Source organism: Aureivirga sp. CE67, assembly GCF_015767245.1.
GTDB lineage: Bacteria > Bacteroidota > Bacteroidia > Flavobacteriales > Flavobacteriaceae > Aureivirga.
Genome location: NZ_JADOTV010000012.1, coordinates 26556 through 51275, shown reverse-complemented (window position 1 = coordinate 51275; position 24720 = coordinate 26556). Strand labels below are relative to the sequence as shown.

10 protein-coding genes are annotated in these 24720 nt (G+C 29.0%); 7 read left to right on the top strand and 3 right to left on the bottom strand.

What is annotated here, in order from left to right; translation table 11 throughout:
• Positions 1 to 2: 2 nt before the first annotated feature.
• From I0K12_RS13920 to I0K12_RS13910, 3 genes are all read right to left on the bottom strand, one after another.
• Positions 3 to 716, bottom strand: a complete 714-nt coding sequence (locus tag I0K12_RS13920; RefSeq protein ID WP_196888740.1) for a hypothetical protein — start codon at positions 714 to 716, stop codon at positions 3 to 5.
• Between the two features lie 163 nt (positions 717 to 879).
• Positions 880 to 2862: an endonuclease gene (locus I0K12_RS13915; RefSeq protein ID WP_196888739.1), complete on the bottom strand. Its 1983-nt coding sequence runs from the start codon at positions 2860 to 2862 to the stop codon at positions 880 to 882.
• Positions 2863 to 3250: 388 nt separating this feature from the next.
• Entirely contained in the window at positions 3251 to 13468 is a 10218-nt protein-coding gene (locus I0K12_RS13910) for a CUB domain-containing protein (protein ID WP_196888738.1), read from the bottom strand.
• Positions 13469 to 13693: 225 nt separating this feature from the next.
• Between I0K12_RS13910 and I0K12_RS13905 the strand changes: the two genes are divergently transcribed.
• The 7 genes from I0K12_RS13905 (at position 13694) to I0K12_RS13875 (ending at position 24681) form a co-directional block, all read left to right on the top strand.
• The gene (locus I0K12_RS13905) at positions 13694 to 14011 is read left to right on the top strand and encodes a DUF6660 family protein (protein ID WP_196888737.1); all 318 of its coding nucleotides are present in this window, start codon (positions 13694 to 13696) and stop codon (positions 14009 to 14011) included.
• A gap of 87 nt (positions 14012 to 14098) precedes the next feature.
• Positions 14099 to 18406 (top strand): CusA/CzcA family heavy metal efflux RND transporter, encoded by a 4308-nt coding sequence (locus I0K12_RS13900; RefSeq protein ID WP_196888736.1) that lies wholly within the window; start codon positions 14099 to 14101, stop codon positions 18404 to 18406.
• 374 nt (positions 18407 to 18780) lie between these two features.
• On the top strand, positions 18781 to 20055 hold the full coding sequence (locus I0K12_RS13895) for an efflux RND transporter periplasmic adaptor subunit (protein ID WP_196888735.1): 1275 nt from the start codon (positions 18781 to 18783) through the stop codon (positions 20053 to 20055).
• A 90-nt stretch (positions 20056 to 20145) separates the two neighbouring features.
• A complete protein-coding gene (locus tag I0K12_RS13890) occupies positions 20146 to 20709 on the top strand; it encodes a DUF6985 domain-containing protein (protein WP_196888734.1) in 564 nt (187 codons plus the stop codon).
• Between the two features lie 379 nt (positions 20710 to 21088).
• The gene (locus I0K12_RS13885; RefSeq protein WP_196888733.1) at positions 21089 to 21553 is read left to right on the top strand and encodes a Fur family transcriptional regulator; all 465 of its coding nucleotides are present in this window, start codon (positions 21089 to 21091) and stop codon (positions 21551 to 21553) included.
• Between the two features lie 30 nt (positions 21554 to 21583).
• Positions 21584 to 22855 (top strand): adenylosuccinate synthase, encoded by a 1272-nt coding sequence (locus I0K12_RS13880; protein ID WP_196888732.1) that lies wholly within the window; start codon positions 21584 to 21586, stop codon positions 22853 to 22855.
• A gap of 116 nt (positions 22856 to 22971) precedes the next feature.
• Positions 22972 to 24681: a hypothetical protein gene (locus tag I0K12_RS13875; RefSeq protein WP_196888731.1), complete on the top strand. Its 1710-nt coding sequence runs from the start codon at positions 22972 to 22974 to the stop codon at positions 24679 to 24681.
• Positions 24682 to 24720 lie beyond the last annotated feature (39 nt).

The following is a 24720-nucleotide window of genomic DNA, read 5'->3' as shown; positions in this document are numbered from 1 at the left end:
TCTTAACACCCTCTAGAATAAAAATAAACATTTGGTTTTCCACTATCATCTAATAATTTTATCCAACCAGAAAATTCACCAATTATATTTTCTTCTTCAGACAAATCAGACTCGCATGGATGAATTTTATAGATTTTTATTTTCACTTTAGCCCAAAGTTTATCGAGTTCTATAATTTCTGTTATTTCGTGTAAATCACTTTTTAATGTGAAAAACTTTTCAGCATTTATATTCGAATCTTGCCTAACGTTTAAACCTGGTTCTTTAGCGTAAAATGGATAATTCAAATATTTTAAAAAAATATCCCAATGACTAGCTTTAAAATTTTTGTTTTTTACTTCTGATTCTTTTATCCAATATTCATTTCTTGAATCTAAAATTCGAAGAAAACCATTTTTTCTTTTCCAATATTTTAAAACTAACTCTTCATTACCAATTTCCTCAAAATATTCATTACTCAAATCAATTCTTTCTCCTTTATTGTTTATAAAATAAATTTCTTCATCCTCTAAATTTTCAAAATCCCTAGAAATAATTCCTATTCTTTCTCCATTTGGTTTATTATAAACTGTAAATCCATTTTTTGGTAATAAATACAATTCTTCGCTTTCTTCTACTCTATTTTGTGGTATTATTAATCCGTTTTGCAAGTTTTGACTAATCATTAACTTCACAGTCAAAAACAAAAATATTAAGACTAAAATCTGTCTTTTCATTATTTTAAATTATATTCTTTTTTATTAGCTTCTTTTTCTTCTTTTTTCAAAATTAATTTCACAGCAACAGACTCACAAATATAGTTTCTTTTACAAAACAAAAAAGCCCCATTTCAATTAAGAAAACAGGGCTTTAATCCAACTTAAATTTTATATCTTAAAATTATCTTTTGATCATAATTCTTTCTGAAATTCTATCTGTGTTATTTTCTAAAATAATAGAATAAACTCCAGCTTTCATATCTTGAACATCAATTTGTTTATTTGATACTTTTCCAGTTTTCACTACTTTCCCTAACATGTTATAAATTGTAAAGTTATAAGTAGCATCTGAACTAATATTTAAAACAGAACTTGCAGGGTTTGGATATAAAGTAACTGTAGTTTTTTCAGTAATTACAGGTGTATTAGCAAATCTTGCATTTGAAATATTTACTTTATAATCTTCAACTTCTCCATAAGAAAAACTCTCACAAGCTGTTCCATCTGAATCCCATTTCATAGAAACACGCATCTTTGTTGTTCCTGATAAAGCTGAACTAGGAATTGTAAAATTGAAACTTAAATTTGAAGAAGATGATGAACTGCTTTTTACTACATTTTCATTAGATTCAAAAGTTCCGTTTTGGTTAAAATCAATCCAAACATTCCAGAATTCTGTATAGCTTTGCCCAGAAAATCCTGCACTTAAAGTAATTGTATTTGATCCTTTTGAAACCGTAGCCGTTTTATTCACGTCCACATACCCTCCGTTACTAGCAGAACTATTTGACATATTTCCTAAAGCAACATAATCAATCCACTCGTAAGAAGAATTTCCTCCTTCAGAATCACAATATTCTACTGGTGCTGGTGGAGTTGTCGTACTACCTGAAAATGAACCCAACCCCGAATAAGTATCTTTGCTTAAAGTATTCCACTCTCCTGCTTTGTTGAAAGTTGTGTTTCCTTGAGAAACTGAAGTCTTTCTAGCTAAAGTAACGTCTTTTGCAAAATTAGAACTTCCTCCATTGTATGTTCCTACAACATCTACTAAAGCTGTATTTTTGAATAATCCAACAGGATCATTTCCATTAAAAGTTAATGCTGAACTATTTGTAGTTAAATCTGCTTTTGCTTTTAAAGTTGAAGAAGCATAAGTATAAACGATAACATACGTTTCGTTGTTTGCTAAAGTTCCTGATAAGTTTAAAGTTGAAGACCAACTTCCACTTCCGTTAGATTGTTTCTTTAATGAATAGTCAGAAAGATTTACAGAAGCTCCTGTTTTGTTTACAATCTCTAAAGCTTTGTTGTTTGAAGATCCTTCAACATACTCAGAAATAAATAATGTTGCTCCATTTGATGGTGGTTGTGTCGTAGATCCGAAACGATCTTCTGCTTGTGGTCCTCCCCAAATTGCTGTTGCAAATGCTGGATTGTCAATAAATGGATTTCTGTTTCCTTGTAATCCTTCAATAATCGGATTTCTTTGTAATTCATATTCAGATACTGGATCTTCTGCATTCCACTCTAAAAATACAGTTAACATGTTTGAATCTAAACTTGAAGCCGAACCAACTCCTACATTTTTAGGTAGACATCTGTTTCCATAACGTAAGTACATGTACATAATCATTCTGGCAACATCTCCTTTCCATTCGTCTCCAGGATACCAGTTTCCATTGATAATTCTAGAAGTTCCAGAGTTATCTACGAATTTTCTATTTCCTCTTGTACTATTTTTGTTTGCATCTGCAGAGCGTAAATTATGAGCATCTGCTCCAGCTCCAGAAGTTCCAAGATTTGGATTTGCTAAAGATTTAGGATAAACGTGTTCTCTGTTCCAATCGTTTGCTCCTCCTCCATTTTCATCTTTATCTCTTGTTCTGTCATTATGAATGTCCGAATCTGAATCATTGTATCCATAAATCAAAAAAACATTTGCCGAATTATTTGGATCCAAATCTGTTTGTTTCAAAGCATTCCATACTCCAGGAGTATAAGAAAGATTTGTAGTGTGTGTCGATGAAATTTTAGATGTCAATGCATTTTTCAAAGTAGTTCCCGTTGCATCAACATTTACATTGTTGTAGTAACTAGGTACTTGGGCAAAAACACATATCTGTGCCAAAGCCATTAATACAAATAGTAATTGTTTTTTCATACTGTGATCGTTTAATTTTCAAATTATTCGAAAGCGAAACTAATCAAGTTATATTAATAAATCATTTCTTAAATATTTACTTACTAATTTTAACATTTAAGAAACGGATTTTATAATCAGTTTAAATTACTGATAATTATATTTTTAAACTAAAACAACATTATTACTTTCAATAAAAAACATAACTATTTGATAACATTACTAATAGCTATTTTAACACTTAAAAAGAGATAAACAGGTATTAAATACTTATTTTATATCTTAATTTATTCTCAAACTTTCGAATTGTAAGTAATATTTTTTGATTTTTGAACATTTTTTTTCTTATAAAAAAGAAAAAAGCCCAATACAAATTTATTGAGCTTTAAAAATAGAATTAAAATAAACTCTATTGAATTATAATTTTCTTAGAATAACTGTTTCCTTTATATTTAAATCTCAGAACATAAACACCTTTATCTAAAATAGAAAAGTCTAACAAATTACTTCCATAATTAATTTGTATGTTATTTAATATCGATGTACCGATAATATTTAATACTTCGACATCTACATTCATATCCAAATTATTTTCTATTGTAATAATTCCATCTGAAGGATTTGGATATATTTTGATTTTAGATGCTAATTCTTCTTCTTCAACATTAATTGTTACTGTAGACGTAAAATAATAAAATTCCCAACCATCTCTAGATTCAGCGTTATCAGTAATAAATTTTAAATAAAATTTATTATTTCCATCTGAAGTTTCAACATTTAATGGAAACTGATCTGTTTCGTCCAAAGAATAAATTAATGGTGCTGTTTCATCTTCTCCATCATAAATAAGTAATTCATCATTAGGACCTAAATCAATCATATTAAATTCAATACGATTCTTATTTCCTTCTGAAGGTATAATTATCCATGTACAATCTAAATCGTATCCATAATTACTATCACCACTTCCATCTTCAATAACTCCTGAATTTTCAGTAATAACTTGCTCTCCTATACAAGATGTAAATTCAGCTGCTGAAATATAATTTAATTCCCAACCAGAAGCATTCTCTATATTATCTGTCAAAAATTCAATATAAATCTTATCACTATAAATAAATAAATAATCTACTATATCTCCTTCTGTAAATGAATGTACTAATGGCGCATCAGCAGTATCTCCTTTATAAATATTTAAAATATCTCCATTTTTTAGATTCAATTCAGAAAATTCTAAGAAAATTTCTTGAGTTAAGGTTTCAGGAATTACTAACCATGAACAAAAAGTATTATTTTCATAATTTTCAGAATCACTACCATCAGAAATAACTCCTATCGTTTCTGTTAACAATTGATGTGAACAAAATTCGTTTTCTCTATAAGTTTTATAATTGAAACTCCAACCTGAATTTGTTTCTGAAGAATTTGTTTCAAAAACAAAATATAATTCACCTATACCCTCTGAAGAAGAAAAACTGGTAGGAGGTGTATTAGATAGAGAATAAGTTCCAATTAATGGAGCATCTATAGAATTTCCATCATAAACATATAATTTATCATTATAATCCAGATCAAATTCATTTGTTTCAATTACGATTTTTTTTGCATTATCAGGTGAAATAAGCCATGAGCAATAAATATCATTCAAATATTGTTCATCTCCACTACCATCTGTAATTTCTCCTGAATCATCAGTTAACACCTCCATTGCATCACAATAATCATTTCCTGAAGTATAATAAATATACCAACCTAAACCTGTAACTGAATAATTTGTTTGAAATTGAATAAATACTTCATTTGAAGAACTCGTAATTTGCTCAGGGATTTCATTTCCATTATAAACTCCAATTAATGGTGAATCTGAGTTTGGTCCATCGTAAACTTTTAAATAATCAAATGGAGCAACATCCATTCCTTTAAAATCTATAACAACATAATTTGCATTTGTTGGAGCAATTAACCACGAACAATATTCATTATTATAATAATTATTATCTTCAAAAGCATGTTTAATATAACCTGAACCTGAGGTAAATATTTCTGACATGTCACATAAATTTTTATTAACTTCAAACTCCCAACCATTTGCTTCAATAGCATCATCTGTTGCCCATTCAATAAAAATTGTATTTAAATTTTCTATTAAAACAGGTAATTCAGATGAGGAAGTATATTCTTCTAATAATTCTCCTTCTTCATTCACTCCATCATAAATTTTTAGAGTATCTCCTTCTCCAATATCAAGTTTTGTAAAATAAATAGAATATTCTTCATCTTCTTCACCTGAAATAACCCAACTACAATTAGTATTTGATGTATAGTTTACTGAACCTGAACTATCTTCTAAAGTTCCAATTTCTTCAAATTCTAAAAATTGAAATTGACAATCTGATTCTGCTTCTAATATTTCATATTCTGCTTCAAAACCAGGGTCTTGATCAGATTCACTTGAGAAAAATTTAACAAACATTTGACCATTCCCCATAGATGTTTTAAACACAATATCTTGGTTATAATTACTTCCTTTCCAAATTTTTATTAGTGGATATGTATCATTTGGACCATCGTAAATAGCAACATAATCTCTTATATAAGCAAGATTTAAATCTAAATCTGTCATTCGAAAAGAAACTTGAACAGCATTTAGAGAGGTAATTAACCATCCACAATCTGAATTTGGAAGATAATTTTCATCTCCACTACCATCAGTAATTATCCCTGAAGAATCTGATATTTCAACTACTCCATCACAATAATTTTCATTTAAAATAGCATGATATTCTAACTTCCAACCAAAAGATGAATTCTCTTCATTTGTAACAAACTTAACTAATACCTCATTTGAAGTAGACATAATCATTTCTGGTAATGTTGCTCCTGTAAAGCTTCCTAAAGTTGGGCTAGAATCAGATAGTCCATCATAAATAGTTAAACTATCGTCTGATGCTAGATTGAATTTTTCAAAAACAATTTGAATAGCTTCTGCATCATTCACAGAAATAATAAAGTCACAATTTAAATTATGATCATATTGGTCTATATCTGAATATTTTGAAATTTCATGAGAAGCTTCAGTATAAAAATTATATGAATTACAAATGGAAAAACTATTCTCATATGCTTCATAAGATAAAGTCGCACCAACACTATCATCTCCTTCACCTTTTGGTGATTTATAAACAATAAATATTTTTTCAGAAGTGAAATTAAAGACCGCACTGTTTATACTAGAAGATGAACTATTATCATCCAAAATAGCTAAAAGATTTCCAAATTCATTTTCTCCATCATAAATATAAAATTTTGCATTATTAATATAACTTAAATTCCATTGTTTAATATTAAAAGAAATCATTTCTTGCCCTGGTAGATCTAGAAGCCATTCACATTTCCCAGGAACATCTGGAGTAATAGTATTATAATCTGCTAAAATATCACCTTCAAGATCTGTTAAAATCTGGGTTTCTGTACATCCTTCTTCAGATACTTTTAAGTATTTAAGTTTCCAACCTGTACTTGTACCAGATTCATTTGTTTTGAAGTTTATAAAGACTTTAGATGAACTAGAGATAATTTCTGAAGGTATTTCATTACCTGTAAAAGCTCCTAAAAGCGTAGCTAATTCATCTTCACCATCATAAACATATAAATAGTCATCTTCATCTAAAGAAAATTCGGAAAAATCCAAAGAAACATAACCATCTTCATAAGAAATTAACCAACTACAATCATTATTATTACCATATTGATCCTCTTGCGAATCTTCTAAAATTCCATTAAATTCATTTATCTCCTTAAACCCTAAACATGTTTCTCCATTTTGCAAAGATCCATATTCAATCTCCCAATCAAAATCATAATAAGATCTAAAATCTATTAAAGCATAATTATTTGGTGTAATATAATAATGTGTTAGACCATCATCAGATAGAATTTCTTTATACGGTGAAAGAAAAGGATAAAAATCTTCATAATATATATATCCTCTTGCATAATTTGCATTTGAAAAAGTAATTTTCAACTCTATTCTGTCTGCATTCTCAGGGGCGATATAAATCATACAACTTTGCTCAGAAAAATGACCATTTATAACACCAGAATCCTCATAATAAACAGATTGACCGAAACAATTTTCTGGCTCATTCGTACTCTCATAGCTTATTTTCCAACCTTCTGCTTCATTTTCATTATCTGTAATAAATTCCACAAATATATTTCCTTCAGCATTTGAACTTATAATTTCATTTAAATTATCATTTCCTGTATAAGAAGCCAACAAAGGTGCATTTGCATCTGAACCATCATAAATATTTACAAAATCTCCTTCTTCCACTTCAAAACGATCAAACCAAAGTTTTGTGTAATTTTTTTCTGGTTTAATTAACCATGTACAATTTCTATTAGGTGCGTAATCTTGATTCAAATGATTTGTACCAAAAGTATCAGAAAAAACACCTGAATCAGCGGTAAACACTTGATTTCCTATACAAGAATCTTCTTCCTCAGAAATAGCATGATACTCTAAATCCCAATATGAACTTGGATTATTGTTATCATAAACAATTAATATTTTATTTATACCATAATCTGTCATCAAAACATTTTCTTCTGTATTATTATAAAATGTTTTAATTTGATTATTAAATATAGCATTTTCACCACTATAAATTTTAAGGTAACTATTTGGTAAATATTTATTATTTAAATTAATTTTAATTCTATCAGCTTCTGGAACATCAATAATCCATTCACATGTAAAATCTTCTGCTAAATCGTTTTCTTGAGCAAGATTATAAAAAATACTCCCTTCATTTTCTTCTGTAACAACTGTTCCTAAACAATCTTGATTTAGTTTTTGAGCTGTGTAATCTGCTTCCCATCCTGATCCTGTGCCGGAATCATTTGTAACAAATTTTAGAAACATTGTATTCACTCCTTCTGAAGATGTAAACGTTTGATCAAATGCTTCTAGATTTGTTAAATCTTGTAATAAAGGTGCTGATTCATCCTCTCCATCATAAATGTATAAATGATCTCCTTCTGCAATAGAAAAACCAGTTTCAAAATCTGAAGAATTTTTTAAATTTAATTGGATTCTTTCAAAAGCATCTCCTGGATTAATTAACCAAGTACAGCTATTATTTGGATGATATGTTTCTGAAGAGCTTCCATCACTAAACGTATCACTCTCGTCTGTAAACACAAGCATATTTTGACAATATGATAATTGGTAAATTGCATGATATTCAATATGCCATTTCACTCCTAATTTTTGACTATACTTTACAAACATTTCTCCTACTCCATAAGTAGTTTCAAAATTTACTTCCTGATATTGATTGGCTTTATTATAAACGCCTAATAAAGGATAAGAATCGTCAGGTCCATCAAAAAATTCTACTTGATAATTTTCAGAATTTGATGGAAAATCTAATTCTTTTGGTATAATTCTTATTTGTTCTGCATTTGGCGGTGCAATTAACCAACCACATTTTATATTATTATAATTTTCATTATCAATTAAAATCTCCCCTGACTCTTCTGTTAAATTAACTAGTCCTCCACAAACATCTTCTTCATTAAATTCATTATAATATAGTTCCCAACCTTGAGCATTTTCAAAATCATCTGTTTCAAATTCAATTAAAACATCTGAAATTCCTGACGAAGTAACTAAAGCTTCAGGTATTTCATTTCCTGTCAAAGTTGCAATTAAAGGAGAAGTATTTGTAGTTCCTTCATAAATTCTTATTTCATCACCAGATGCTACATCAAATTTTGAAAATTGAAACCTTAATTGATTTATATCCATTACTGAAATCACCCATGAACAACTAAAATTATTCTCGTAATTTTCATCTCCAGAACCATCTCTTAGCACTCCATAATTGGCGTAACTTACTGGGTTCTCAGTACATTCTTCTTCTTGAATTAGATAATAACTTATTTCAAAATTTGTATTATATCCTATTTTTTTAGAAATAAACTCAATATAAACTTCTGTATTTCCTGATGATGATTCAAAATAATCTTGATTTTGAGTCGTATTTTCATATTTTTTTAATAAAGGATAAGAATTATCTGGTCCATCATAAATATTGATAATACTTGGGTTTTCAGGAAGTTTAATTTCTTTAGGATAAACTCGAACTCTATCTCCTTCATTTTCTGGTTTTATCAACCACCCACATGTATATAACTGAAGACCATAAAAAGAGGAATATTCGGATGTTCCAATATTACCAAAATCTTCTGTAAAAGTTGTTACCCCAATACATTCAAATGAACTTGAATACTTTGAATAATTTAATACCCAACCATCTCCTGTATCAGAAGCATCCGTTTCAAATTCAATATAAACTTTATTCACTCCTGAATTTGTTATAAAAGCTTCAGGAATTTCTGTCCCAGTAAATTCATTAATTAATGTTCCTGTATTATCTGTTCCTTCATAAATTTTAACTGAATCTCCAGCTCCTAAATCAAATTCTGTAAAAGTAAGTTTGATTTTGTAAGAATCATTTCCAGATAAATCTAAAATCCAAGAACAATTTAAATCATTTTGATAATTTTCATCTTTAGATCCGTCTTTTAAAAATCCATTTTCATTTAGCTCTATAATATCATTGAAGCACGTTTGGTTTTCTTCTACTAATTCATAATTAATATCAAAATCTGCTATAAAATCTTCATCATCTACAACAAATTTCACAAAAACTTTATCTGTATTCTCTGAAACAAAAGCTCCTGATTCAAGATTAAATTCATCATATTTTTTTAGCAAAGGAGCTATTTCATCTTCTCCATCGTAGAACAATAATTCGGCATGATCTAAATTAATATTATCTACATCAAAATAAATTTTTCCATCACTATCTGGATTTATCAACCAAGAACAAGTAAAATCTCCGTAAGTATAATCTTGAATTATTTCACTTTTACCATGTAATAATCCTGTTTCTTCAGTCAAAATTTCGGAATCTATACAAAAATAATTCCATGTTTTATAAGTAGCTTTCCAGCCTGAACTCACATCTTCATCTCCTGAAACAAATACGACATATAATGCGTTTCCTGTGCTTTCTATAATATCAGGAATTGTATCACCTTCAAACTCTCCAATTAATTCATCCGAATCATTGCTATTTGCAGCATCATAAACTCTTAGAAAATCACCTTCTCCTAAATCAAATTCTGTAAATTCTAAAACAACATTTCCATTATCAATATTTTGAATCAACCATTGACAATAACTATTTGTATCATAATCTTCATCTTCACTCCCATCTCCAATAGTTCCTGTACTTCCGTTTTCTTTATATATTAAATCTTTTTCAAAACAATCTGCATTAGAATCAAATAAATTGTAATATAATTCCCACCATCCTTGATCTGAAGTAATTTCGTAGGTGGTAAATTTCACAAATACTTGACTAATTCCGACAGAACTATAGATATTCTCAGGATAATCTGAACTTGCATCTAAAGTTAATAATACAGGAGCATTATCATCCGATCCATCATAAATAGTTAAAGTCTCATCATCAAATAGTTTTAATTGTTTAAAACTTAATCGTATTTGGCTTGTTGTTTCTGGGGAAATAAGCCAAGAACATTCATTATTTGCAATAAAATTATCTATTAATATGGAATCTTTTTCATCTGTCAAAGTCGTAAGACCAAAGCAATTTGCAAATTCTTCAAAAGCTTTATATTTAAAAGTCCATCCACTAGCAGTTTCAACTAAATCTGTTTCAAATTTCACAAAAACTTTACTTTCTTCTAAAATAAAATTACTTGGAATATTTTCTTGAGAATAAGATTCTATTAATTCTCCTTCTGCACTTGTTCCTTTATAAAAACTTAAAACATCTCCATAACCTAAATCAAATTCTTCAAAATCAAAACTTATATAATTACTACTACCTTCTGGAATAATAACCCATGAACATGAGTAATTATTAGAATAATTTCCATCAAAACTTCCATCTGAAATTACTCCAAAATTATTTCTTTGAATAAATCCTTCATTACACTCTCCTTCAAAATAAGTATTAAAGGTACCTTTCCAACCATCATGGGTAGATGAAGATCCTTCAAATTTTATGTACATTTCATTTACCCCATAAGTTGTTGTAAAAATTCCTTTCGGGTGATTTTCATCAAAAATCCCTTCTAATAATGGCGCAAACTCATCAGCTCCATCGTATATTTTCAACGAGTTTACATCAAGAATTTCATTTTGTGAAAAAATTAATTGAATTTGTTTAGCTTCTGGATCTGGCGAAATCAACCAAGAACAATTTGCTGAATCATATGGATAAATAAAACTTCCATCTTCAATAATTCCACTGTTTTCTGTAATAACTGTTATATTAGAGCAATAATCGGTAATAGAATCAAAATTTAAAGTCCATCCATTACCAGCATTTGAAGCATCAGTTATAAAATATATCGCAACTATATTTTGCCCAATATTTGTAGTAATTTCTTCTGGAATTGAAGAACCTGTATAACTAGCAATTAAAGGATCTTCATCAGTTGTTCCTGCATAAATCTTTACAAAATCATTTGGTTTTAAATCAAATTCTGTAAAATTCAAAGTAAACCTATAAGCATCCTCGTTTTTAATAATCCATTTACAATTTAAATTATTCTCATATAAAGAAGCTTCACTTCCATCACTTAATGTTCCATTTTCAGCATTAATTATTTCATTATAAAGACAAGCTTCTTCTTCTTCAAATAATTTATATGTGAATTTCCATTTTGAGTATTTTGAATAACTATTTAAAGAATTAGACTTAATTATCAAATAATTATTTTCGTTATTTGTAGTTACTGTTTCAATAAAATAAGAATCATTATTTACTATTTTTAATAAAGATTCTGTTCCATCTTCTGTTACTTCATAAATTTCTAATTCTCCAGAACCAATCTGTAAATCTGAAAATTCTAAATATATTCTTTCAGTAGTTTCAGGTTTAATGATCCACTCACAATTCCATTCTTTATTATATTCTTTAATGAATTCTCCCGAGTTTTCTGAAAATAAATTCTCTATAAAGCAATCCGTATCTGAAGCCTTAGAGTGATAAGTTATTTCCCAACCTTCACCAACATTAGATGCATCAGTCTTAAATTCCATATAAAAGGAAGTTTCATTTGTTAAATTCGAAATAATTTGGTTGTTTATAGCTCCTTCTAAAGTCTCTAATAAAACTCCATTCGTAGAATTCCCACTATAAATCTTCACAAAATCACCATCGCCTAAATCTAAATTTTCGACTAATAACATTGTCTCTGTTACTTCTGGAGCACCATTTGTCAGTAACCAACTACAATGTAAATTATTTTGATAAAGATTTTCATCACTCCCATCATCAATACTTACAGGTTCATTGTTTGTTTGTAATTGTAAAAATTCAAAACAATTATTTTGAATAGATTCATATTCTATCTCCCAACCTAAACCATGAACTGGATATGAGGTTTCTTCTAAAAAATTTCTAACAAACTCAACAAAAACCTCATTTACACCTTCTTCTGTTATTATTTGATTATTGTAAAATTCAAGTTCAGGATATGAATTATCTGGACCTGCATAAATATTTAATGATGCTCCCGATATATTATAATTCTTTAAATTTAATTTTAATCTTTCTGCATTTTCTACTGAAATAAGCCAACCACAATTTTTGTACAAAGAATACAACTCATTTCCAGTTGTTCCATCAGTAAAAATCCCTGAAGGTTCCGTTAGCACAACTTCTCCCAGACAAGTCTGATCTTCATGTAATCCGAAATATTTTAATTTCCAACCTGTAGATTCTATATTATCATCAGAAGTAAATTTTAAATAAACTTGATTAACTCCATGTTCTGTAATATAATTTTCAGGTATTTCTGCCCCAGTATATGTTTGTAATAATGGTGCACTATCATCAATTCCATTATACAGTTTTAAACTATCACCTTCACCTAAAGAAAAATCTCCAAATAAAATTTGAATTCTTGAAAAATTATCATCTAAATTTATCAGAAATCCACATTCTTGATTTGGCAAATATCCTGACTCTAAACCTGTCAACTGTATTTCATCTTGAAAATTATTATATTCAAAAATATTTGGGCATTCTCCAACTTTATAACCTTTGTAATTTAATTTCCATCCTGGATTTACTTCATCACTAGAATTAAAACTATTATAATATCTTATTTTTAATTTAGTAACTCCCAAAGGTGTGTAGAATGTCTGTGGAATTGAACTTCTATTAAAAACAATCAATTCCTCGTCTGTTTCTAAATCATAAACATATAAAACTCCATTGATATTTAAATTTTCAAATTCTAATTTATATCTTTCAATTTCTTCCTCAGGCTCTATAAACCAAAAACATCTTTGATGTTCATAATTAACATCAAATTCAGTACCAGAACTAATAGTGTTTTCATTCTCTGTGTAATAATTTTCACATGTAATATTTTGGTCATTTTTTTCTGAATCTAAATCTTCAACATTTGAAGTAATTTTCCAATCATTCTCATAACTAGAATTTGGGAAAGCCAATAATGGCAACATAAGTATACTTATCAATATACTTTTCAAAAAACAAACTTTCATTGGTTTTACAATATTTTTTTGCGAAAATATTTATTTTTTAACTTTAAACCTAAGTTTAAATTCATATTTTTAACATCTTTACTTTTTCAAGCTAATATTTACTTCTTATTACATTAAATTCAAACAAAAATTTAAACCTAATTCTCTTTTCTACTTTAAAAAATAAAGACCGTCTACATTCTCAAAATATTTCCCTAACTTTGCAGACGGAAATTATTCCTCTTTATGAATAAAGTATTAGCTATCATATTAAGTTTATATATGTTTGCCTTGACAACTTATGAATGTCAAGACAGTGCTGATATTCATACTTCACAAAATGAAATTACCCACGTAGAAAAAAAACACCAACATGATAATCATGATGGAGATAATTGTTCTCCAATTTGTGTTTGCGAATGTTGTGGAATTGTAGTTTCATATCAGAATATGGAGATTGCGGATTTTATCAATCCAATTATTTCTATTTCAAATAATTTTCCAGAACTCACTTCACAAGTTTTTATTTTCACTACAGAAATAGACCAGCCTCCAATAGCTTAAGTTAATTAAACCCAGGGATACATATGTCTTTTTTCGAAATAATGAAAAAGGAATCAACACGTTGTTTATTAACTTAATAAATTTGATATGTTTAATAAAATCATCAAATTTTCTATACAAAATAAGCTAATTATTGGGCTGCTTACTTTTGCCCTAATTGCTGTCGGAATTTATTCTATCAAACAAATTCCTATTGATGCTGTTCCTGACATCACAAATAATCAGGTTCAAATTGTAACAACTTCTACTTCCCTTGCACCTCAAGAAGTGGAGCAATTTATCACATATCCTGTGGAAATTGCGATGGCAAATATTCCAGAAACGGAAGAAATTCGTTCAATTTCTCGTTATGGCTTGTCTGTTGTTACGGTTGTTTTTAAAGATCATGTAGACATTCTGAAAGCGCGACAATTTGTTGCAGAACAGATTAAAGAAGCGGAAGAAGAAATTCCGAGTGAATTCGGAAAACCTACCATGATGCCAATTACTACTGGTTTAGGTGAAATTTATCAATATGTTTTGACTGTTGATGAAGAACATGCGGATAAATATTCGCTTACAGATTTAAGAACTTACCAAGATTGGATTGTAAAACGCCAGCTTGCTGGAACCAAAGGAATCATTGAGATTTCTACATTTGGTGGAAAATTAAAGCAATATGAAGTTGCTGTAAATCCGAGTTCTCTAAGAAATTATGATATCACAATCACAGATGTTTTTGACGCTTTAGGAAAGAATAATCAAAATACTGGTGGAAGTTATATTGAAAAACAAAACAATGCTTATTACATCCGAGCTTTAGGTTTGGTTGATAATATGCGAGATATTGAAAAAATTGTAATCACAAATAAAAACGAACAACCAATTTTAGTTCAAGATGTAGCGAAAGTTCAGATTGGAAGTGCGCCTCGTTTTGGAGCTATGACGATGGACGGAAAAGGAGAAGTTGTTGGTGGAATTACTTTAATGTTTAAAGGTGAAAATTCTGCAAAAGTGATTGAAAATGTAAAAGAAAAAATCGAAACTGTAAAAAAATCTCTTCCAGAAGGAGTTCATATTTATCCTTATTTGGATCGTTCTTCTTTGGTAGATAGAGCAATTTCTACAGTTTCTACCAATTTAATTGAAGGAGGTTTAATTGTAATTTTCGTTCTTGTTCTTCTTTTAGGAAATCTTCGTGCGGGAATTATTGTTGCTTCTGTAATTCCGCTTTCATTACTTTTTGCAATTACTTTGATGAATATTTTCGGAGTTTCTGCAAACCTAATGTCTCTTGGAGCGATTGATTTTGGTTTGGTTGTCGATGGTTCTATTATTGTGGTAGAAGCTATTTTACATAAACTATATTTAGGAAAAAACAGAAAACTTACACAATCTGAAATGGATGAAACGGTTTTCAATTCTTCTTCAAAAATTCGTAAATCGGCTGCTTTTGGTGAAATTATCATTTTGATTGTGTATTTACCAATTCTTGCCTTAGTTGGAATCGAAGGAAAAATGTTTGGTCCAATGGCGCAAACCGTAAGTTTTGCAATTCTTGGAGCTTTAATTCTTTCTTTAACTTATGTTCCGATGATGAGTGCTTTATTCTTGAAAAAGAATATTGTAATCAAAGAAACTTTAGCTGATAAAATCATTAATGTTTGTAAAAAAATCTACTTCCCAGCACTGAAATTTGTTTTAAATCACAGTAAAAAAGCTGTTGCTGTTGTAATTGGAATTTTTATTGTTGCTGTAATTGGTTTTAATCGAATGGGTGGAGAATTTATTCCAACATTAGAAGAAGGTGATATGGCACTTCAAGCAAGTATTCAACCTGGAAGTTCGCTTTCTGAAAGTATTAAATATACGGATAAAATTGAAAAATTAATTCTAAGTAAATTCCCAGAAGTAAAGCATGTTGTTTCAAAAATTGGAGCTCCAGAAATTCCAACAGATCCAATGGGAATTGAAAATTTCGATATTATGTTGGTGATGAAACCAAAAAGTGAGTGGACTTCTGCTTCTGATCGTGAAGAATTAGCACATTTAATGAAGGAAGAATTAGAATCTATTGTTGGTTTAGCTATTGAAGTGACACAACCAATTCAACTTCGTTTTAATGAGTTGATTAGTGGTTCGAAAGCAGATATTGCAATTAAACTTTTTGGAGAAAACAATGATGTTTTAGCAAAGAAAGCAAGTGAAATCCCAGGATTAATTGGAAAAATCCAAGGAGTTGGAGATTTATCTGTAGAGCAAACAAAAGGTTTACCGCAACTTCTGATTAAATATGATAGAAACAAATTAGCTCGATATGGAATTTCGATTGCGGATGTAAATATGATTATCAAAGCGGCTTATGCTGGAGAAACTGCAAGTACCATTTTTGAGAATGAAAGAAAATTTGATTTAGTAGTTCGTTTGGATGAGCAAAATAAAAAAGATGTGGTTTTAGAAAGATTATTTTTAAAATCAAGCACAGGAGCTTCAATTCCAATTAGTGAAGTTGCTTCCGTTTCTTATGAAGATGGACCAAATCAGATTTCTAGAGAAAATGCACAACGAAGAGTTACAATTGGTGTAAATGTTCGTAATCGTGATGTGGAAAGTTTAGTTACAGAAATTCAAGAAGTTTTGGATGAAAAATTAAACTTAGCTCCTGGTTATTATTTAAAATATGGTGGACAATTTGAGAATTTAAACAAAGCAAAAGACAGATTATCAATTGCGGTCCCTGTAGCACTTTTACTGATTATTTTCTTGCTTTATATCACTTTTGGTTCAGTAAAATATGCTTTATTGATTTTCACTGCTGTTCCGCTTTCTGCGATTGGTGGTGTTGCTGCACTTTATCTTCGTGATATGCCTTTCAGTATTTCTGCTGGAATTGGATTTATTGCACTTTTTGGTGTTGCCGTGTTAAATGGAATTGTATTAATTAGTTATTTTAATTCTCTGAGAAAAGAGCACCCAGATTGGACAATTCGTCAAATTATAGAAGAAGGAGCTTTGGTTCGTTTACGTCCTGTAATCTTAACTGCTGCTGTGGCTTCTCTAGGATTTTTACCAATGGCAATTTCTACATCTGCTGGAGCGGAAGTTCAAAAACCATTGGCAACTGTAGTTATCGGAGGATTGATTACAGCAACTATTTTGACACTTTTAATTTTACCTGCTTTATATCAATTAATGGAATCGAAAATGTTTAAAATAAAATCGAAAGGAAAAGCTGCAATGACTATTTTATTTTTAGTTGGAGCGACTTCTTTTATGAATGCGCAGCAAGTTTCTCAAGAATTTTCTAAGGAAGAAGCTATTGATTTGGCAATTAAAAATTCGGTAGAAATCAAAAATGCTATTGCAAATGTAAATATTGCAAGTGCTTCCAAAACTGCTGCAATTAGTTTTGAACCAACAGAAGTAGAATATCGAAGCGTTGGTGTAGATGAAAATATTGATGTGAATGAGCTTATGATTCGTCAGAATTTTGGTTCAATTATCACACAAATTCAAAATAGAAAAGTGGCGAAAGCACAACTTTCTTTTGAAGAAAAAAATCTTTTGATAAAAACGAAAGAAATCAAGAGAAATGTGAGTGCTTTATATCAAAACTGGGCGAATTTATATAAGAAATTAGAATTGATCGATTCGCAAATTACTGTAGTAAATAAAGTGAAAAACATTTCAAATACGTTTTTTGATGAAGGAGAAATTGGAGGTTTGGAAAGAGATCTTTCTTTACTGCAATCGGTGAATTATCAAGCGCAACGTTTGGATATTTATAATGAATTAAGAAAAGTAGAAACTGAACTTAAAAATCTTTTGGTGATTGATTATTCAATAAAACCAAAAATGCAAGATAGTTTTCAACGTTTTGATTTTCCTGATGTAAACAAAAGTTTGGATGCTGAATTTCAAAATCTTTTAGCAGCGCAAAATACAGTTGCTGAAAAAGAAGTGAAAGCTACAAAATCACTTTATAGTCCGCAGTTTGTTGCTGCTTTTGTAAATCGTGAAAATACATCTATTGGAGCTTATAATGGTTATGTTGTTGGCTTGAATATTCCTTTAGATTTTTGGTCGAAGAGTGCGAAAGTAAAACAACAAAAAATTCGAAGAAATCAGATTCAGACAGAAACTTCTGCTGCTAAAAATTCTTTAGAAAATCAATTGGATCAGTTGAAGCAACAATTATTGTATATGAAACAAGAATTGGATGTGATTGATCCGAATATTGTGGAGAAATCAGAACGTTTTAAATCAAAAATTCAAACAGCATATAAAGAAGGAGAAATTGATGCTTTTGAGTTTTTACAGAGTTTTACAACGTATTCGCAGATTATGTTGAATTATTTGGATGTTGTTAATAATTATAATCAAACGGTTATTGCATATTCGTTTTATGTGGAATAACTCTTCGACTACGCTCAGAGACCTTGATTCTTTAGTAATAACTTAAGGAAGAAACGGAAATTGATTTTGAGCAGTAGTTTTTGCGTTAGGGATTGCAGCGACATCCTTTTTTGCTTTCTTCATAAAGTTGGTTTGCAAAAAAGATATAGCGGAAAGCCCGACCGAAGGGAACGCCCTTCGAAAATGTTCAAATAAAAACGTTCGATTAAATTTTATGGAGTGTAAAAATGAGTAAACACACCCCTAGCCCCTCTCGAGAGGGGAATTAAAAATATGGTTGTTGGAATGTGGTAACCACCCCGCCTTCGGCACCCCTCCTTTTGAAGGAGGGGATTAAAAAAAATAGAAATCAAAAGATTAAAATATATAAAGAGATGAAAAAAATAATTTGGATTTTGGCACTAGGAATTGTTTTTGGTTCTTGTGGAAATAATTCGGAAACTAAGGCAGATTCGCATGATAAACATGAGGAAGCTGGACATAAAGATAAGCACGATGATCATGACGAACATGGTGACGAACACGATTCGCACGGAGATGAACATCATGACGAGCACGGAGACGAGCATGAGGAAGGAAATGGAAAAGAAGTGCATTTGACAGAAAAACAATTGGCGATTGCTGGGATAAAAACTGGAAAAATTGAGTTGAAACCTTTGCAAGAATCTTTGGTTGTGACAGGAGAAATTCAAGTTCCACCACAGAGTAAAGCAACTGTTTATGCACCTTTAGAAGCTTTTGTGGAAGAAGCGAAATTACTTCCTGGTGATGTGGTGAAAAAAGGGCAAATTGTTGCGAAATTATCGCATCCGAGTTTTTTACAATTGCAACAGCAATATTTGAAAGCTTTTAATGATTATAAGTTGGCGAAGCAAAATTTTGATAGAAAATCGAATTTGTATAAGCAAGAAATTATATCGTTGAAGAATTTACAAGAAGCAGAATCGACTTATAATTCTTCGAATGCAATGTTACAAAGTTTGGAAGCTAATTTGAAATTGAGTGGATTGAATCCAGAATCGATTCAGAAAAATGGAATTCAACAAACGATTTTTGTTAAATCTCCGATTGATGGATATATCACAGAAAATTATGTGAACAAAGGGAAATATGTTGCGCAAAATGAGATGATGTATGAAATTATTGATACAGATCATATGCATGCAGAATTACAAGTTTTTGGGAAGGATATTTTCAAGGTAAGAAAAGGTTCGAAGTTTGAATTTAAGGCAAATGGAACGGATGAAATTCATATTGGAGAAATTGAGTTGATTAGTAATAAAGTGGATGAGCAATCTAGAACTGTAGACGTGCATGGACATTTTGAAGATTCGACAGAAACATTGAAATCAGGAATGTATATTGATGCGATTATTTATGCGAATGATGCTAAAAATGTTTATACTGTTCCGAATGCTGCAATTTTTGAAGAAGCTGGAGAAAAGTTCATTTTTGTTGTGAACGAAAAAGAGAAAAATTCGTTTGTAAAAACAAAAGTGGAAGTTGGTGTTGTACAGATGGATTTTACAGAAATTAAAGCGATTGAAGGAGATAATTTTAATGTTCCGATTGTAACAAAAGGAGCTTATTATGTGAAAGGAGCTTTAATGCAAAGTACTGGAGAAATGGGTGGACATCATCATCATTAAGAAAATATAAAAAAATTAAAGAACAATTACACTGACATAGTTTGGCGTGGTTGTTCTTTATTTTTGCTTTGAAATTATAAAAATTGAAATATGAGTGTAAAAATTGACTATTATAAAGAGTTTATTGATGAAATAGTATCTGAAGTAGAAGAACTTGAATTTGATAGTGACGAAGACCTATATATTGAATTAGATTTATCAAAATACAATTCAACTGAAAATCTAGAAGGTATTGAGTGGTATGATTGTTTAGATCTAAATATTAGAGATTCATTTACAATTGATTTATCTGAAAAAAATCCATCAAATATTTCTCTAAAAACAGTAAAATATATTTCTGAGAATATAGATCAAATTATAGAAAATGCTTGTAAATATATATGTAAAAATGAAAAATTAATCAAAATTTACGAAGCTTTTGATGCAGAAAAACAATATGGAATTCCGATATATGAAGATTATAAATTAGCAACAAGACATTTCTATATTGATAAAATTTATATTCATAAAGAAGAAAAAGATGGATATAAATATTTTGGACTTAAAGGTAAATGTAATTGGGACTCTGGACATGGAATAGGGATTCTTTTTTATAAAGATGAAGTTAAAATATTGGGTGATTGGGATGATGCGGCTTGTTGTAGAATCAATTAAATAATTACTAATAAATTTATTAAAACCACATCTTATAAGGTGTGGTTTTTTGTTTTTGATTGATTCCTATTTCTTTAAAATTCAATCTGTTTTAAAAGAACTCATCTAAACTTTTTGACTCAAAATTCGTTTCAAGCATGTTCATTACTGGCTTGTAAAAAATTTTAACCATAGCTAAGGCTATGCTGAAATTTTTTTCCTTCACCATCAATAAACATCAGATAAAACTCCTAGTTTTGGTAAAAAAGTTTAAAGGAGTTCAAAAATCATTTTCATTGTTAATAAAAAAAGGATAAATAAATTTAATCCGAGAGTAAATAATTCTTTAGTTCAAAAAATAAGTTTAAATTTGTAGTTGCTTAAAAATATAACAGAGAAAATGACTAATAACAATAGCGAGAATCAAAAAGTTGTAAAAGACGTATTTACAAAGTTTTTAGAGACAAATAAACACCGTAAAACTCCTGAAAGATTTGCAATCCTTTCGGAAATTTATGATTTAGAGGATCACTTTGATATTGAATCGCTTTACATCAACATGAAAAATAAAAATTATCGTGTAAGTAGAGCTACTTTATACAATACTATTGAGTTATTACTAGAATGTGGTTTGGTAAGAAAGCACCAATTTGGGCAAAGTCAGGCACATTTTGAAAAAAGCTTTTTTGATAAACAGCATGATCACGTAATCATGACAGATTCTGGAGAAGTAATGGAATTTTGTGATCCAAGAATCCAAACTATCAAAAAAACTATTGAGGATACTTTCAACATAAAAATACATTCACACTCATTGTATTTTTATGCAACAGCGAGAGAAGACGAAAACGAAACTGAATCTTAGTTAACAACAACACATACAACACAATTAAAAATGGCAGTTAATTTATTATTAGGTCTACAATGGGGAGATGAAGGAAAAGGTAAAATTGTTGACGTTCTTACAAAAGAATACGACATTATTGCAAGATTCCAAGGTGGACCAAATGCTGGTCACACGCTTATTTTTGACGGACAAAAACACGTATTACACACAATTCCTTCTGGAATTTTTCATCCAACAGCTATGAATGTTGTAGGAAACGGAGTGGTAATTGACCCTATTATTTTCAAGAAAGAATTAGATAATTTAGATAAATTATCTGTAGATTATAAATCAAAGCTTTTAATTTCTAGAAAAGCACATTTAATTCTTCCAACACACAAACTTTTAGATGCTGCAAGTGAAACATCTAAAGGAAAAGCAAAAATCGGTTCTACATTAAAAGGAATTGGTCCTACTTATATGGATAAGACTGGTAGAAACGGAATGCGTGTAGGAGATTTAGAATTAGCTGACTGGAAAGAGCGTTATGATTCTTTAGTTGAAAAACACATTAAGATGATCGAGTTCTTCGATGTACAGTTAGATTATAACTTAGAAGAATTAGAAGAAGATTTCTTAGCTGGTGTTGAGAAATTAAGAGAATTACGTTTTATTGACAGTGAAGAATACTTAAACAACGCTGTTAAAAATGATAAGAAAATCTTAGCAGAGGGAGCGCAAGGATCTTTATTAGATATCGATTTCGGAACTTATCCTTTTGTAACTTCATCAAACACTACAGCTGCTGGAGCTTGTACTGGTTTAGGAATTGCTCCTAACAAAATTGGTGATGTTTTAGGTATTTTCAAAGCTTATACAACTAGAGTTGGTTCTGGTCCTTTCCCTACAGAATTATTTGATGCGGACGGAGAAAGAATGGCAAAAGTTGGTCATGAGTTTGGAGCAACAACTGGAAGACCAAGAAGGTGTGGTTGGTTAGATTTAGTTGCTTTAAAATATGCTGTACAAGTAAATGGAGTTACAGAATTAATGATGATGAAAGCAGATGTTCTTTCTGGTTTCGAAACGATCAAAGTTTGTACTTCTTACAACTATAAAGGAGAGCAAATCACGCATTTCCCTTACAATGTTGAGGAGCAAAATGTAACACCAATCTATTCTGAATTTGCAGGATGGGCAGAAGATTTAACAGAAATGACTTCTGATGAAACACTTCCAAAGAACTTAAAAGATTATATCGCTTTTATCGAAGAAGAAGTTGGAGTACCAATCAAAATCGTTTCGGTTGGTCCAGACAGAAATCAAACAATTATGAGATAATATTTGAAAGCCGCTTTATATAGCGGCTTTTTTGTTTCTATTAAATTAAAAAAATTGCTTCAAAAAAATAAAAATTAATTTTTATTTCCTTACCATCTATTGTATTTAAATAAAAAATGAAAAAGAAACCAATTAATTCAAAAAATAGTTTTATTACTTTAACTGATAAACTAACTTATAAAGATCAAATTTTTGAAAATTATATAAAGGAAACAAATTTTAAAACAGAAGGACAAATTAGTTTTGAGAATTGTACTTTTAAAAAAGTTGTAGCTTTTGAAGATATTCAAGCCTACAGTATTTCATTTTTGAATTGTACATTTCATCAAGACTTTTTTTTATCAGATTCCGAATTTAATAATATTTATTTTACTATATGTAAATTTAAAAACTGCTCACTTTATAAGAATAAATGTTTTATAGATACAAATTTTAACTATGTTAATGCAATTAATATTGATTTAAACGGTATTTATAATAATCTAAGCTTTAAAAAAATAAACGTTCGGAATATAAAACTTATTGATGTAAACAATGAATACTCTTTTGAGGAACAAAAGATAGAATTCAATGATGATGAAAATATTGTTGAGGATTTAAAGTTTAAATCATCTTCAAACTATTCTCAAATTTGTTTTACAGAAGGTATATATAATTCTATATGGTTTGATGGTTTTTTTAATGATAAATTAAACTTTAATGGTAATATTAAAAACCAAAACCTTTATTTTCATTCATCTACATTTAACGATAGAATTGATTTTAATGAAGGGAATTTTGATAATATTTCATTTAATCAAAGTAGTTTCAAAGGCTTAATTTTAATTTATGGAATAGATGTTTTAACTAAGAAATCAAAAAACTTACTGATAGATGATTTAGCTATTCATTCTTGTCAATTTGAAAAAGATTTTAGTGTCTATATCAAAGAGATTAAATATTTAAACCTATCTAATAATAACTTTGAAAAAGCATTTAGCTTAAATAGTGATAAAAAAAATGAAAATTATACTTCTTTTAGTTTAGACGGTTTTAATCAAGGTAATGTAATAATTGAAAATATTTACATTGACATAACATTTTCAGGTATAAATACGGGAAATTTGTATTTTAAAGATATGATTATTGAAAATTTAATTATTAGAGGTTTTCATAATAAAGGAGATATTCTTTTTACAAAATTAATTTCAAAATATGATTTAGTTATTCAAGATTCAATAGTTGGTAATTTGAATTTTTTTAATGAAGATATTAATTACTTTGAAGAAATAATAATTTCTAATAGTAATTTAAAAGGTCTTATTCTAAATAAATATCCTAAAAAAATAAGGTCATATAGTTCAAATCCTCTTAAAGGTTATGGGAGTAAAAAATATAGTAATAGAAATTTAAAAAATATTTACAGTCAACTTAAAATTATAGCGAAAACAAATGGAGACATTGATCATATGAATAAATTCAAATCTTTAGAATTTAAAAAAATGGTTATAATAAAATCATTAAGTTTTGATTCTATAATTTTATTTCTAAATTGGATTTCCAATAATAATGGAAACAGTTGGTTTAGAGGTGTTCTTTTTACATTATCTATAGGTTATCTTTTTTTTTCATTATATATAAATAATTTAAATCTAAATTTAAGTCAAAATACGCTTATTGAAAATTATATTTTATTTATTAGTTCTTTTCCTAAATTAGAATTGGAAAAATATTCTGAACTTAATAAACAATGGGATGTAAGTTTAATTATATGGATTTCAAGAATATTTATTAGTTATGGAATTTATCAAACAATTACTGCATTTAGAAAATATGGAAAGATTTAATTTTTTTACACATTAAAACTTGCTAAACTTAAATTTTAA